The organism is Thalassotalea agarivorans (genome assembly GCF_030295955.1).
Classification (GTDB): Bacteria; Pseudomonadota; Gammaproteobacteria; order Enterobacterales; family Alteromonadaceae; genus Thalassotalea_D; species Thalassotalea_D agarivorans.
Genome location: NZ_AP027363.1, coordinates 1,225,642 through 1,238,958 on the forward strand (window position 1 = coordinate 1,225,642; position 13,317 = coordinate 1,238,958).

At 42.4% G+C, this 13,317-nt stretch carries 12 protein-coding genes; 8 read left to right on the forward strand and 4 right to left on the reverse strand.

What is annotated here, in order from left to right:
* Positions 1-68: 68 nt before the first annotated feature.
* Together QUD85_RS05775 and QUD85_RS05780 are read left to right on the forward strand one after the other, a co-directional pair.
* A complete protein-coding gene (locus tag QUD85_RS05775; protein WP_093332265.1) occupies positions 69-2,462 on the forward strand; it encodes an ATP-binding protein in 2,394 nt (797 codons plus the stop codon).
* 181 nt (positions 2,463-2,643) lie between these two features.
* Positions 2,644-3,471, forward strand: a complete 828-nt coding sequence (locus QUD85_RS05780; protein WP_093332267.1) for a DUF4097 family beta strand repeat-containing protein — start codon at positions 2,644-2,646, stop codon at positions 3,469-3,471.
* A 50-nt stretch (positions 3,472-3,521) separates the two neighbouring features.
* Here QUD85_RS05780 and QUD85_RS05785 read toward each other — a convergent pair whose 3' ends face one another.
* Positions 3,522-4,859 (reverse strand): IS4 family transposase, encoded by a 1,338-nt coding sequence (locus QUD85_RS05785; RefSeq protein ID WP_093332494.1) that lies wholly within the window; start codon positions 4,857-4,859, stop codon positions 3,522-3,524.
* Between the two features lie 320 nt (positions 4,860-5,179).
* Here QUD85_RS05785 and QUD85_RS05790 point away from each other — a divergent pair, with 320 nt between their 5' ends.
* Together QUD85_RS05790 and hppD are read left to right on the forward strand one after the other, a co-directional pair.
* A complete protein-coding gene (locus QUD85_RS05790) occupies positions 5,180-6,916 on the forward strand; it encodes a DEAD/DEAH box helicase (RefSeq protein WP_093329836.1) in 1,737 nt (578 codons plus the stop codon).
* A 284-nt stretch (positions 6,917-7,200) separates the two neighbouring features.
* The gene (hppD, locus tag QUD85_RS05795; protein ID WP_093329838.1) at positions 7,201-8,244 is read left to right on the forward strand and encodes a 4-hydroxyphenylpyruvate dioxygenase; all 1,044 of its coding nucleotides are present in this window, start codon (positions 7,201-7,203) and stop codon (positions 8,242-8,244) included.
* Between the two features lie 57 nt (positions 8,245-8,301).
* On the opposite strand, the gene can is transcribed toward hppD, so the two are convergent.
* A complete protein-coding gene (gene can / locus QUD85_RS05800; RefSeq protein WP_093329840.1) occupies positions 8,302-8,901 on the reverse strand; it encodes a carbonate dehydratase in 600 nt (199 codons plus the stop codon).
* 125 nt (positions 8,902-9,026) lie between these two features.
* Here can and ppiC point away from each other — a divergent pair, with 125 nt between their 5' ends.
* Positions 9,027-9,305: a peptidylprolyl isomerase PpiC gene (gene ppiC / locus QUD85_RS05805; protein WP_093329843.1), complete on the forward strand. Its 279-nt coding sequence runs from the start codon at positions 9,027-9,029 to the stop codon at positions 9,303-9,305.
* A 49-nt stretch (positions 9,306-9,354) separates the two neighbouring features.
* Here the strand turns inward: ppiC and QUD85_RS05810 are convergent, their stop codons facing one another.
* On the reverse strand, positions 9,355-9,513 hold the full coding sequence (locus QUD85_RS05810; RefSeq protein WP_093329847.1) for a DUF2897 family protein: 159 nt from the start codon (positions 9,511-9,513) through the stop codon (positions 9,355-9,357).
* Positions 9,514-9,588: 75 nt separating this feature from the next.
* On the opposite strand from QUD85_RS05810, the gene QUD85_RS05815 reads away from it, so the two are divergent.
* From QUD85_RS05815 to lolE, 3 genes are read left to right on the forward strand one after another with little or no spacing between them, the layout of a single operon-like run.
* Positions 9,589-10,800: a lipoprotein-releasing ABC transporter permease subunit gene (locus tag QUD85_RS05815; RefSeq protein WP_093329850.1), complete on the forward strand. Its 1,212-nt coding sequence runs from the start codon at positions 9,589-9,591 to the stop codon at positions 10,798-10,800.
* Positions 10,793-11,479, forward strand: a complete 687-nt coding sequence (gene lolD / locus QUD85_RS05820) for a lipoprotein-releasing ABC transporter ATP-binding protein LolD (RefSeq protein ID WP_093329852.1) — start codon at positions 10,793-10,795, stop codon at positions 11,477-11,479. Before QUD85_RS05815 ends, lolD begins: the two co-directional genes overlap by 8 nt.
* A gap of 4 nt (positions 11,480-11,483) precedes the next feature.
* Positions 11,484-12,734 carry a lipoprotein-releasing ABC transporter permease subunit LolE gene (gene lolE / locus QUD85_RS05825; protein ID WP_093329855.1) on the forward strand — a complete coding sequence of 417 codons (1,251 nt, stop codon included), beginning with the start codon at positions 11,484-11,486 and terminating at the stop codon, positions 12,732-12,734.
* Between the two features lie 55 nt (positions 12,735-12,789).
* Here lolE and QUD85_RS05830 read toward each other — a convergent pair whose 3' ends face one another.
* On the reverse strand, positions 12,790-13,299 hold the full coding sequence (locus tag QUD85_RS05830) for a DUF2062 domain-containing protein (protein WP_093329858.1): 510 nt from the start codon (positions 13,297-13,299) through the stop codon (positions 12,790-12,792).
* Positions 13,300-13,317: the final 18 nt, after the last annotated feature.

Sequence of the window (13,317 nt, forward strand, 5' to 3'; positions counted from 1 at the left end):
AGTACACTGAAATTAAATCCTGCCCCAAAACGATTTAGTTCATAACACGTCGCATTAAGAGGAACTTTATGACTCAAACTGTTGAACGATTACGCCTTTCACCTCATCAACTAACCTCAAAATTATCGGCTCAATTATTTGAACGAGCAAGCATAGAAACCAATCAACCCTTTATCGGCCATGAACGTGCGAAAGACGCATTAGCGTTTGGCTTGGTGATGCAAGCACCCGGTTTTAATGTATATGCAATGGGTGATCATGGTACCGGCAGACAAACGCTGATCAAGCAAATGTTAGCGGCGCAAGCTAAACGTGAGGAAACGCCGGAAGAGTGGTGCTACATCAACAATTTTGACAACAGTCATGAACCCTACAAACTCTATGTTAGCCCAGGTGATGGTAAGCAGTTACTTGCGCGTATGAACACCTTTATCGATGAGCTACTTGATTTATTCCCTGAAGTGTTCGACAACCCAGGCTATCAGCGTCAAAAAGCTGCGGTTGATAGAGAGTTTAACCAAAGGTACGACGAAGCCTTAGCTAATGTAGAACAAATTGCGTTGCAAAACGACGTGGTGTTGTACGAAGAAAAGGGCGAAGTGGGCTTTGCACCACTGGTTGATGGTAAGCCGTTAAACGATGAAGAGTTTAGCAAGCTAGACGAAGCGCAGCGCGAAAAGTTTTATGAATTATTAACCAAACTCGAAGGTTTGCTTGCTGAGCAATTGCTTGAGCTACCGCTGTGGAAACGTGAATCTTCAGATAAATTGCGCAAATTGAAATTTGATACCGCCGAGCAGGCCATTCGTCCACTCTTAAAAGAGCTTGAGCACGAATTTGCAGCGAACTTAGGAGTATTAAAGTATTTAAAAACGGTAAAGGCACACATTGTTGATGTGGTTCTAGAGCTGCTTGTGGAAGAAAGCAACAACGAAAACACCAATACCACTGAAAAGGATTTACGCAAACTTATGGTAGAAAAGTTTCTGCCTAATTTGCTTGTTGATCGCTCTAAAGACGAAGGCGCGCCTGTTGTTTATGAGCAAAACCCAACGTATCAAAACTTGTTTGGCCATGTCGACTTTTCAACCTTTCAAGGGGCAAGTTACACTAGCTATCGCTTGATAAGACCAGGCGCATTGCATAAAGCCAACGGCGGTTACTTGTTGCTTGAAGCAGAAAAGTTGTTAACCCAGCCTATGGTGTGGGCGCGCTTAAAACTGGCGTTAAAAACCCAAAAAGTGACCATAGAAAACCCTTATTCAGAATTCACTCAGCCGGGCGCATACAGCTTAAAACCTGAAGAAATTCCGTTAAAAGTTAAGGTCATTTTATTAGGTGACCCGTCATTGTATTACACGCTACAAGACCTCGATCAGGAATTTACTGAGCTATTTAGAGTGCTTGCAGATTTTGATAGACACCTTAAAAAAGATGAAAACAATTTAGTTGCGTACGGTAAGTTAATTCGCCAACGCGCAGCGAAATACAATTATCCTGAAGTCACCAATGAAGCCATTGCTGAGCTAGTGCGCTACGCCTTAAGAAAAGCCGAGCATCAGCAAAAATTGTCTGCCAATATTACCCAGGTCAATGATCTGCTCGACGAAGCCTATTATATTTGGCACCAATCTGGCAGCGACGGCGAATTAACGGAGCAGTTTGTTACTTTAGCACTGGCTGCAAAAAAACGCCGAACCGGTCGTTTGAGTGAAACTTGGTTAAGCGAAATTAAAGAGTCGCAGGTGCTTATCAGCACGCAAGGTAAACAAGTGGGTAAAGTTAATGGCTTAACCGTACTTGAAATTGGCGATAGCGTATTTGGTACACCGGCACGAATTACGGCCACTGTATATGCAGGTTCAGGTGGTGTCACCGATATTGAGCGAGAAGTTGATTTAGGTAAATCGATTCACTCAAAAGGGGTGTTGCTACTCACCGGTTATCTTGGCCATAAATATGGGCAAGAATTTCCAGTAACGATTTCTGCTAACATCGCTATTGAACAAAGTTATGGCCATATCGATGGCGACAGCGCTTCAATGGCTGAGCTATGCGCTTTGGTGTCTGCGATATCACATATGCCAATTGACCAAGGTATAGCCATTACTGGCTCGATTAACCAACATGGGCAAGTGCAATCCATTGGTGGTGTGAACGAGAAAATCGAAGGCTTCTACCGTCTGTGCAAAGATAAAGGCTTAACCGGTAAACAGGGCGTAATTATTCCGCAAACCAATGTTATTAACTTAATGTTGTCAGACGAAGTTATGGAGGCGGTTAGCAACAATATGTTTAACATATATGCCGTCGACGATATCGACCAAGCCTTAGAAGTGTTAATGGATACGCAAGCAGGGGAGTTAGGTTCAACCGGCCGTTATCCTCGCAAGTCGATACACGGTATGGTGCTAGACAAGCTCAAAACGTTTGAAGCCTTGTTACATGGAAATGACGATTAATTTAAACCTTTTCGTTAGTTAATGTAACTAATAGAGTGTGAAAATAACTAAATAATAGCTTGTTGCCACCAACTAATAGCATGGTGTGTTTATTTAAGTTGCTGTATTTAAATGAAAAATCAATGTTGGCAAGCTAATTGTATAGTGTTTGGTGAACATAAAATAGAAAAGGGATTCATACATGAACTTAGTTAAATCTACTCTCGCTGTTACGTCATACCTGCTACTTACAGGCTGTGTCGTGGTGTCTTATCCGTCGTACGCTGGCAGCGACCTTGTTGCAGAAAAGGAACTAACGCTTCCTAGCGCGAGTTTAAAAACGTTAGACGTTGAAGCAGGTGCTGGCGAACTAATTATTGAAGGTAAAGATGGCATTAGCGAAATTACCGTGAATGCTAAAGTGTATGCTGACGACTCAGACTTCGAAGACTATACCCTAACGCTCGATACCTCAGGCAAAACTGCAAAACTAGTGTCTGAAATCGATAATAGTTTTAGTTGGGGCGATGGTCCTAATGCCTATATCGATGTGCGCGTAACTGTGCCAAGCGAACTGTTCTTATCGGTTGAAGATGGTTCGGGCAGCATGCATATTACCAGCATGAAAAATGGTGCGGATATTACCGATGGTTCAGGTAGCCTTGTGATAGAAAATGTCGCTGGCGAAGTTAAAGTCAACGACGGTAGCGGTTCATTAACCATTTCAAGCGTTACTGGCAATTTGGACGTTAATGATGGTTCGGGTTCACTAGAGATTAGTGAAGTCGGTGGCAGTTTGGAGGTCAATGACGGCTCCGGCTCAATTGAAATTAGTAATGTTGGTGGCGACGCGAACATTGACGACGGTTCAGGTAGTTTAACGGTTCGTGACGTCAAAGGCGTTGTAACAATTGACGACGGTAGTGGCGGCATTGATGTGCGCAGAGCGGGTGGCGTTAACATTATTGAAGCGGGCTCTGGCGGCTTAACTATCAAGGACGTAGAAGGAAACTTCGAAATCGATAGTTAATACGTTGGCAACAAGTTAGCGAAAAAGGCCGCTTAATTGCGCAATGCTGTTCACTTTAGTGGAGCAGCATTGCGATTAATTGGATAACGGGTCTTTGATATCTTTACCGCCCTAGGTCTTGATGGCCTAGGGCGGTTTTCTTTGAAGAGCATGGTCAAGTCACCTCGAAGCTGAGCTAATCGTTTTGGTGTATTACCAGGTGATAGCGCTTTTGCCATCACTTTCAATTGACTGGCGATGAACTGGCAAGCATATTTGAAACTAATTTCGTTAGGAGCTCTTTGATGAGAAACGGCCGCTTGACTAGCTTCTCTTCGAACAAGGTTGTAACCCAGCACAAGTCCCCATAACTCTTGATATACAAGATCAACTGTTTTGCTTCTAAGGGTGATCGCATTGTGTTGCATTGATGATTTGATGTCTCGGTAACCTAGCTCAATTTCCCAACGCTCATGGTATAACTCGGCAACATCTTGAGCGTTGTATTTATCACGAGGTAATGATGTGAATACCGTTTTTACTTTGCCAGCAACTTCATACGTTACAGCCCTAACTTTCCAAGTTTCCGGTAAGTCAGGATTCTTCTTTCTTGCCTGAGGGGAGACCTTCATCTCGACCAATTGGTCATTACTTTCTTGCTTGTCGAGCAGCGTGTACTTTAAACCTTTTCTTGCGGGAATAAGCCAATGACTGTTGTCTCCCAGTTTGTTTATACCCAGAAGTAGCTCTGCGCTATAGAAACCTTTGTCTAGTAGGGTAACTGAGTTATCTGGCAACTTATCCATGAACCCCTTTGCGAGAGGAATTTCACCTTTTCGATAAGGGCTTATATCGCCATCAACAATCACATGAGAGCGAACATTCATTAGCGTCACGAGCCTTAACATAGGAAATGGCGTTTGCCGATTTGTGCTCGTATTTCCAGAGCCGAAATGCTCACGTAATTCAGGCGTATCATTTGTGCGAAATAAAGCCCCATCAACAGCAAAAACCTGAAGGCCGTGCCAAGTGTCACCTGGGTAACGCTCTAATCCCCATTGGTTGCTGCATTGCCTAAATAGCCATGCCATCGATTCAGAGCCAAGACGTTTTCTCGCTTCGGTTAATGCACTTTTAGCTAAAAGTTTTTCATCAGCTAAGCCTTCAGCACATATGTTCATACGCCTTGCTACTTCAGCAATCGGTTCGTTTCTAAAAAATGCCATACCAACTACCAACCAAAGCACCATATCACTGGGCAAACGCCGTCTTCGGATTGTAGCTTTGGCTGACAACCCTGTCGCTTGATAAACCCAATCGTCAGGAATGTGCTCACAAAAGGTGGTTAACTTGGCAATATCTACTGGGGATTCTTCGATAAAATCGTGAAACTGGGTGAAGGCAGGCATAAAAAAATCCGTAATCAGAAAACTGACTACGGATTTTGCACGATCATTTGGATCGGTCAACTGATCACATTCTTAATAGATCAGCATTGCGCTTAATTGCGGTCTTTTTGTTTGAAAATTACACAATTTTACTTGTTTAATTACGAAAGCGCTGTATAATGCGCGCCTCTCGTGAGTAAGGACTTACGAGGTTGGACGGGGATCCCGCCATAACGACTTCATTGGATGCGGTAGAGATTGTGTGTGAGTAAGTCATTTGGTGGTACCTCAATGTGTATTTGAGTGTTTGTAGTAAACACCACCAATAGAAGACAAATTGCATGACAGACTCAATCAATGCTGCGATCGGCTTTGACGCCCTCGGCTTGCCTGAAAATATTTTATCTTCGCTTGAAACATTAGGTTTCGAGCAAGCCACTGCTATTCAAGCACAAACTATTCCTCATTTGCTCTCTGGCAAAGATGTACTAGGTGAAGCACAAACCGGTACAGGTAAAACTGCTGCCTTTGGTTTACCAGCACTTTCATCAGTTGATGTATCGGTTAAAAAACCACAAGTATTAGTACTTGCACCGACACGCGAACTTGCTATTCAGGTATCTGAAGCCATGCAATCTTTCGCGAAACAAATTAAAGGTTTGCGTGTTGCCACAATTTACGGTGGTCAATCATATGGTCCGCAATTAGGGCAATTAGAGCGCGGTGCGCAAGTGGTTGTGGGCACGCCAGGTCGTGTAATGGACCACATTCGTCGCAAGAGCTTGAAGTTAGACAATATTAATTTCTGCGTACTTGATGAAGCCGATGAAATGTTAAACATGGGCTTTTTAGAAGATATCGAATGGATTCTTGAGCACCTTTCAAGTGATGCTCAAATGGCGCTATTTTCAGCGACCATGCCAAAGCAAATTAAGAAAGTAGCTGATCGCTTTTTGAAGTCTCCTGCACACGTTAAGATTGCGCCGGTAAACAAAGCGAAAGCAAACATCAAGCAATTAGCTTGGAAAGTAAGTGTGATTAACAAGTTAACAGCACTAGAGCGTATCGCTGAAACGGCTGACTATGATGCGATGATTATATTCGTGCGTACTCGTGCCGATACCGTTGAAGTAGCTGAGCGTTTAGAGCGCCAAGGTTTCCCTGCACTTGCGTTAAATGGTGATATGAACCAAGCGCAACGTGAGCGTACTGTTGACCAAATCAAGTCAGGTAAGTCGTCTATCTTAATTGCAACCGACGTTGTTGCACGTGGTTTAGATATTCCTCGTATCGATTTAGTTATTAACTACGATTTGCCGGGCGATCACGAATCTTATGTACACCGTATTGGTCGTACAGGCCGTGCTGGTCGTGAAGGTACAGCTATTTCGTTTGTACGTCCTCGTGAACAGTATTTACTGCGCCATTATGAAAAATTAACGGCAGGCAAAATCACGCCATTTGAATTACCAACGATTCAAGAAATTGCGGCATCTCGTATTCAAAAGACGCACCAGACCTTGTTGGCGACTATTGAGAAAACAGATCTTGAAAAGATGCGTGAAATTGTTGCCAATATGGCAGAGAAATCTGAGACTGAGTTGTTAGATTTAGCTGCAGCCTTGTTGTATCAAGGTCAGCTTAAACAACCATTGCAACCAAAAGAAGATCCTAAGCCTCGTAGAGAGCGTGCTGAACGCGGTGAACGCCGCGGTAGAGAACGTGATGAGCGTCGTGGTGGTGAGCGTGCGCCTCGTAAAATGCGTGGTCAAACGCAAGACGTTGATTTCCAGCAGTATCGTTTGGAAGTAGGTCGTTCACACGGTGTTAAGCCAGGTGATATTGTTGGTGCCATTGCTAATGAAATTTCATTAGACAGCCGCTACATCGGTCAAATCGACTTACACGAGCGTCACTCAATTGTGCAACTACCAAAAGGTATGCCTGAGCATCTGTTTAAGCAGCTGAAAAAAGTGCGTGTGCGTCGTCAAGCGTTAGAAATTTCTGTTTCACAAGCACCCGTGATTGATCAGCAGGCGAAACGTCGTAAGCCGAAGTTCTCACAAAAACGTCACTAATTAACGTCGTTTTTCAAAAATTGAAACGCCTCGCTTCTTGCGGGGCGTTTGCTTTTCTGGCGCAGTATTTTTGCTGTGATCTGCTGATTATTTGTTTGTGTACATAAAACCATACAGCTAGCAGTAGCGCTAGTATTGGCGTGTATTGATGTCGATTAATCTTTGTCTGTTTTCGCGTACATTTTGATTTACATGCCTGTGCGCAGCTGCAAGGTGTAAAAGCTTTCGGGGCCTGCATTCCTTATCCATAATGACTGCATTACAAAGCTTCGAGAGAGTAGACAATGACAGAAGTGAACAACCCACTAAAATTATGTGGTATCGAATTTACCGAATACGCAACACCAGATTCAGATTTCATGGAAAAAGCTTTCTATGGTTTTGGCTTTTCTAAAACCAAGAAATTTAAAGGTCGCGATATCGACTATTTCAATCAAAACGATATCCACTTTTTACTAAACAACGAGCAAAGTGGTTTTAGTAGAGAGTTTGCTAAAAGCCATGGTCCAGCGATTTGTTCGATGGGTTGGCGAGTAGAAGACGCACAATTTGCCTTTGATCAAGCAATTGAGCGCGGCGCCAAGTCAGCACAAGATGCAGCAAATAAGTTACCTTACCCAGCTATTTACGGTATTGGTGATAGCTTGATTTATTTCATCGACAAATTTGGTGCAAAAGGCTCAATTTATGAAGATGATTTTGAAGCGCATCCTGAAGCGGTTGAGAACGAAAGCAAAGGTTTCCAAGCGGTAGACCACCTAACCAACAATGTGTATCAAGGTACCATGGAAAAGTGGGCAAATTTCTATAAAGACGTGTTTGGCTTTACAGAAGTACGCTACTTTGACATTAAAGGTGAGAAAACAGCGCTTGTTTCTTATGCACTGCAATCACCTTGTGGCAAGTTCAGTATTCCGATCAATGAAGGTAAAGGCACCAACAACAACCAAATTGATGAATACTTAGAAGAGTACAACGGCCCAGGTGTACAACATTTAGCATTTATTACAGATGACTTAGTCGGTTCATTAGACAAGCTAGACAAGTCGATTATTGATACGCTTAATATTGTGCCTGAATACTATGATGATGTATTTGATCGTATTCCTTGGGTTAAGGAAGACAAAGAGAAGATTCGCGATCACCAAATCTTGGTAGATAGCCAAAAAGAAAACTCTTACTTGTTACAAATTTTCACTAAGAATATTTTCGGTCCTATTTTTATCGAAATGATCCAACGTGTGGATGACAAAGGTTTTGGTGAAGGTAATTTCACGGCACTATTTAAGTCGATTGAATTAAACCAAATGGAGCGCGGTGTACTTTAGGTCGCCACGCATAGAAAAAAAGCGCCTTTAGGGCGCTTTTTTGTGATTAAAACAAACTTATTTACCATCTACCGAGACTTCTAAGTTTTTCAAAATACCGTCGGCAAGGTTGTAAACAAACCCGTGAACAGTGATGTCTTGGCCTCTTGCCCAAGCATCTTTTAAAATCGTTGTGTTAGAAACGTTTGCAACTTGTTCCATAACGTTAAGTTCACATAACATATTGAACTTTGCTTGTTCATCTTGTTCTGCGTCTAAGGTTGCTTTGTGAAGACGAATAACGTCTTTAATGTGACGCAGCCAGTTATCGATCAAACCAAATTGTGCGTCACCCATTGCAGCATTTACACCGCCACAACCATAGTGACCACACACGATTACGTGCTTAACTTTAAGCACTTCAACCGCGTATTGAATAACAGATAAGCAGTTCAAATCGGTATGAATGACTTGGTTAGCGATGTTTCTATGAACAAACACTTCACCGGGCATCAGGTTTAATAGTTCATTCGCAGGCACACGTGAATCACTACAACCAATCCATAAATAATCAGGTGATTGCTGCTTTGATAGTTCTTCAAAAAAGCCTGGATGCTCATTTTCAATGTTATCTGCCCACGCTTTGTTGTTCTCAAATAGGTTGTCTATAGACGCCATAATTCTCTCAATGTTTGTTGTACTTGCGCTATTTTAGAGAATGTTACATTACATCGTAAAGTAAAATCAGATCAGAGCTGTTTTTTTGCTACAATAGCAACATTCTATTTTAAGAGGATTTCCGCGTGGCAACAGCTAGTGCACGACATATTTTAGTTAAAACAGAAAAGGAAGCGCAGCAACTTTTGACTAAGTTAAAAAAAGGCGCTGATTTTGGCATGCTTGCTAAAAAACACTCTAAGTGTCCTTCGGGTAAAAAGGGTGGCGATCTAGGCGAGTTTAGACGAGGCCAAATGGTAAAAGCGTTTGATGATGTGGTATTTAAAAAGAAAGTATTAGAATTTCATGGGCCGGTTAAAACGCAGTTTGGTTATCATATTATCCAGACCATTTATCGCACATAGCATAGCTACTACTTTAGATGAGCTAGACAATACAATGCTTTATTGCTAGCTAATCTTCTTCTTGTTCAAGTTCTTTTTGACGCGCTTTAATTTTTTCTTTTTGCTCGTCGCTTAAGTTAAACTTTTTAGCCGATTGCTTGAGCAATAAAATACCGCTAACAATAATCCCTAACGAAACAAGAATAACAATAATGGCAATCGTGTTCATTTTACTCACTTTTAGTTGAGGCTTATGTTAAGCTCTACTGATTAAAATAACGAACATAAAGTCTACATCAAATCCATGCATTTCCCTATCAGCTTTTATATTGGTTTACGCTACAGTAGAGCTAAATCTCGCAGCGGGTTTATTTCCTTTATTACCTTTTTTTCCATCGTTGGTATTTTACTTGGCGTAGCCTCTCTAATTGTTGTTGCCTCAGTGATGAATGGCTTTGAAGGCGAGCTTAAGCAGCGCGTTTTAGGGATAGTGCCTCATGTTGTGGTTGAAGCCGACGAAGATTGGCAAACTCAATCCGAAAAGCTTAAAGCGCTTAATCATGTCGCCGATGTCACTCCGTTTTCTTCTGCGGAAGTAATTATTCAATCTAGTAAAGGTCTTCAAGGTGTGCTCGCCTATGGTGTAGTGCCTGAAAAAGAGCAGGGCAATATAGTGAGTGCCAATATATTCGCCGGTGATATGCAATACTTAGCCAGACAAAAATATGGCGTAGTTATTGGTGAGCCTCTCGCTAGAAAACTTGGTGTTCACCTAGGCGATGATGTGCGCATTGTGTTGCCGAACAAAACAGTTTTCACTCCAATGGGGCGGGTGCCTGTGCAGCGCACATTTTCGATTGTCGGCATATTCAACCTAGGTAGTCAGATAGACGACAGCGTTATCTATTTAAACAGTAAAGATCTTGCAAAAATGCATCGCAAAAAAGGTGACGGTATTAGCGACCTTAGGCTTTACTTGAGCGATGCCTTTAAGGCTACTGATGTGGCTCAATCAGTTGCAGCAGCTTTTCCTGACAAACATATTGATACCTGGCAGCGTTCACAAGGGGCACTGTTTTCAGCGGTCAATATGGAAAAAAACATGATGACTATCATGTTAAGTCTTATTGTTGCAGTGGCTGCTTTTAACATTGTCTCTGCCTTGGTTATGGTGGTGATAGAAAAGCAGGGTGAGATTGGTATTTTGCAAACCTTAGGCATGAATCGTCGCCAGATTATGGGCATTTTTATTACGCAAGGCGTGGTGAACGGCGTTTGGGGTACCTTGATTGGCGCAATTGTTGGTATTGCCTTAGCGCTTAACTTAAACGAATTTATGCAATTTATCGGTATCGCCAATTTGGCGTTAGGCAGTCAGTTGTTGCCGGTCGATATGCAATGGAACAATATTGCCGTGATTGTTTTAGGCGCAGTAGTGATGAGCTTTCTAGCAACGCTATATCCCGCTTATCGAGCCGCAAAAACACAACCTGCAGAGGTATTAAGAAATGAATGATGTATTAGCCTGTCATGCGCTAGTCAAAACGTATGTGCAAGGAAGCAATGAAACGCCAGTATTGAAGGCGTTGGAATTGAGTGTGCCAAAAGGAGAGCTACTTGCAATTGTAGGCAGTTCGGGATGTGGTAAAAGTACGTTTTTGCATTTAGCTGGTGGGCTAGATAAACCGACGTCAGGTAGCGTATCAATCAATGGTGTAGAACTTGAAAACCTTTCTGAAAAAGAGCGAGCGGCGTTTAGAAACCAGCATATTGGTTTTGTTTATCAGTTTCATCACTTAATGATGGAATTTACTGCATTAGAAAACGTCGCTATGCCACTAATGATCAGAGGTGACTCTGCTAAAGCAAGCGAGCAAAAGGCCGCAGAAATGCTTAACAAAGTTGGCCTTGAACATCGTTTATCTCATCGTCCTGCGGAGCTATCTGGTGGTGAGAGACAGCGTGTTGCCATTGCTCGAGCGCTTGTTACAGAGCCTTCTTTGGTCTTGGCAGATGAACCTACAGGTAACTTGGATTTTGATACTGCAGAGCAAATATACCAATTACTTCGCGAATTGAATCGCGATAGCCAAACAAGCTTTGTCATTGTTACCCATGATTTAACTTTAGCTAAAAGGTTAGATCGACAATTAACCCTTGATCACGGCCAATTGCGTCCGCTGGCAGAGAGCTAATGCTATGTATAAACCGTTAAGTTTATTTTTAGCCATTCGCTACTTTAGGAGTAATCAAAATAAAGGGTTTGCACGCTTTATTTCTGCCGCATCTACAATAGGGATAGCGTTAGGTGTAGCGGTATTAATTATTGTCCTTTCAGCCATGAATGGTTTTGAAAAGGTACTGGCGGACAAACTATTGGCGATTGAACCACATGGCGAATTGCAGTCGGTGGAAAAGCCTTTTAACAATTGGCAAACAGCGGTTAAAAACGTCGAGCAATTTGACGGTGTACTAGCTGCCGCACCGGTCACGTCGTTGTCGGCAATATTGCAAAAAGGAGAACAGGTTAAGGCAACCCAGTTAAAAGCTGTGGATGTCGAGCAGGAGCTTCAGGTATCGGATATAGCAGCCTACGTGTCTTCTGGCAGTTGGCATGCGCTTTCGCAACCTAACACGATTGTGCTTGGCTCTGGTATTGCTAAAAAACTCTCAGTTAGCGTTGGTGACACAGTACAAATTTTGTTGCCGCAACCCCCGAAGGAAAATAGTAGCCGCATGCCGCCACCTAAAAAAGTGAATGTTGCTGTAGCAGCAATATTCCATTTTGGTGGCACTATCGATGACACCTTGTCATATACGCGTTTGGCTGACGCACAAGGTTGGATCGAGCAACAATCCGGGCAAACAATGTCTATCCGCTTGAAAGTTGCCGATGTATTTCAAGCGCGACGTATATCTTATGAAGTAGCCTACGCCATTGACCACTATGTCTACATAAAAGATTGGACGACTACACAAGGACACGTATACAACGATATTCAACTTGTGCGTGTAGTGATGTTTTTAGTGCTTATTGTTGTGATTGCTGTTGCTAGCTTCAATATTGTGTCCACGCTAGTGATGGCTGTAAATGATAAAAAAGGTGATATCGCGATATTACGTACGATGGGCGCGAGCAGACCACTCATCATGTTCGCCTTTATTGTACAAGGCACGGTAAATGGCGTGTTAGGTGGTGTAATAGGTGCAGTATTAGGAAGCTTAGTTGCAACTAATTTAACCGGCATTATCAAATCGATAGAGCATGTATTTGGTTTGCAGTTTTTAGATGCTAATGTCTATTTTATTGACTTTATTCCGAGCCAAATTCATTGGCCAGATATTACCGCCGCATTGATTACTGCGTTGGTGTTATCGTTTGTTGCCACGCTCTATCCTGCTTGGCGAGCAACGAAAATAGATCCTGCCAAAGTACTTGGGCATGTATAACGTTTGTTTGCTATAAAATTCAAATAAAAAAGGACGCTGAAAGCGTCCTTTTTTATTATCTAAGTTGTCTTTTTTTCCAATCTCGTGCAACGGAATAGCGCCACAGTAAACGAATACTAAAGTAGGCAATAATGCCAAATACCACGGCACAAATGGCACAGCCAAGTAAAAAGGCTGGGCCTATCGTCGATAAACTATCTACAACCCAATCCCAACTGGCTTCAAAAGCAAAATGTTGTTCTTCTTCACCCAAGACCCATACGCCGACAACATAACAGAAGTAAAATATAAACGGCATAGTGATCGGGTTTGTTATCCATACAAGGGCAACGGATAAGGGCAAGTTTGCTTGTACTATAATAGCAATACCGGCGGCTAGTACCATTTGGAACGGTATTGGAATAAAGGCGCAAAACAGGCCTACAGCAAAGGCTTTTGCAACAGAACGGCGGTTAAGATGCCAAAGGTTTGCATTATGGATAAGCGGACCAAAGATTTTCAAATATTTATTTTCTTTGATGGTTTGATGATCCGGCATCAATTTTTTGATCTTTTTTCTAGGCATGCTTTAAGTAACTTAATG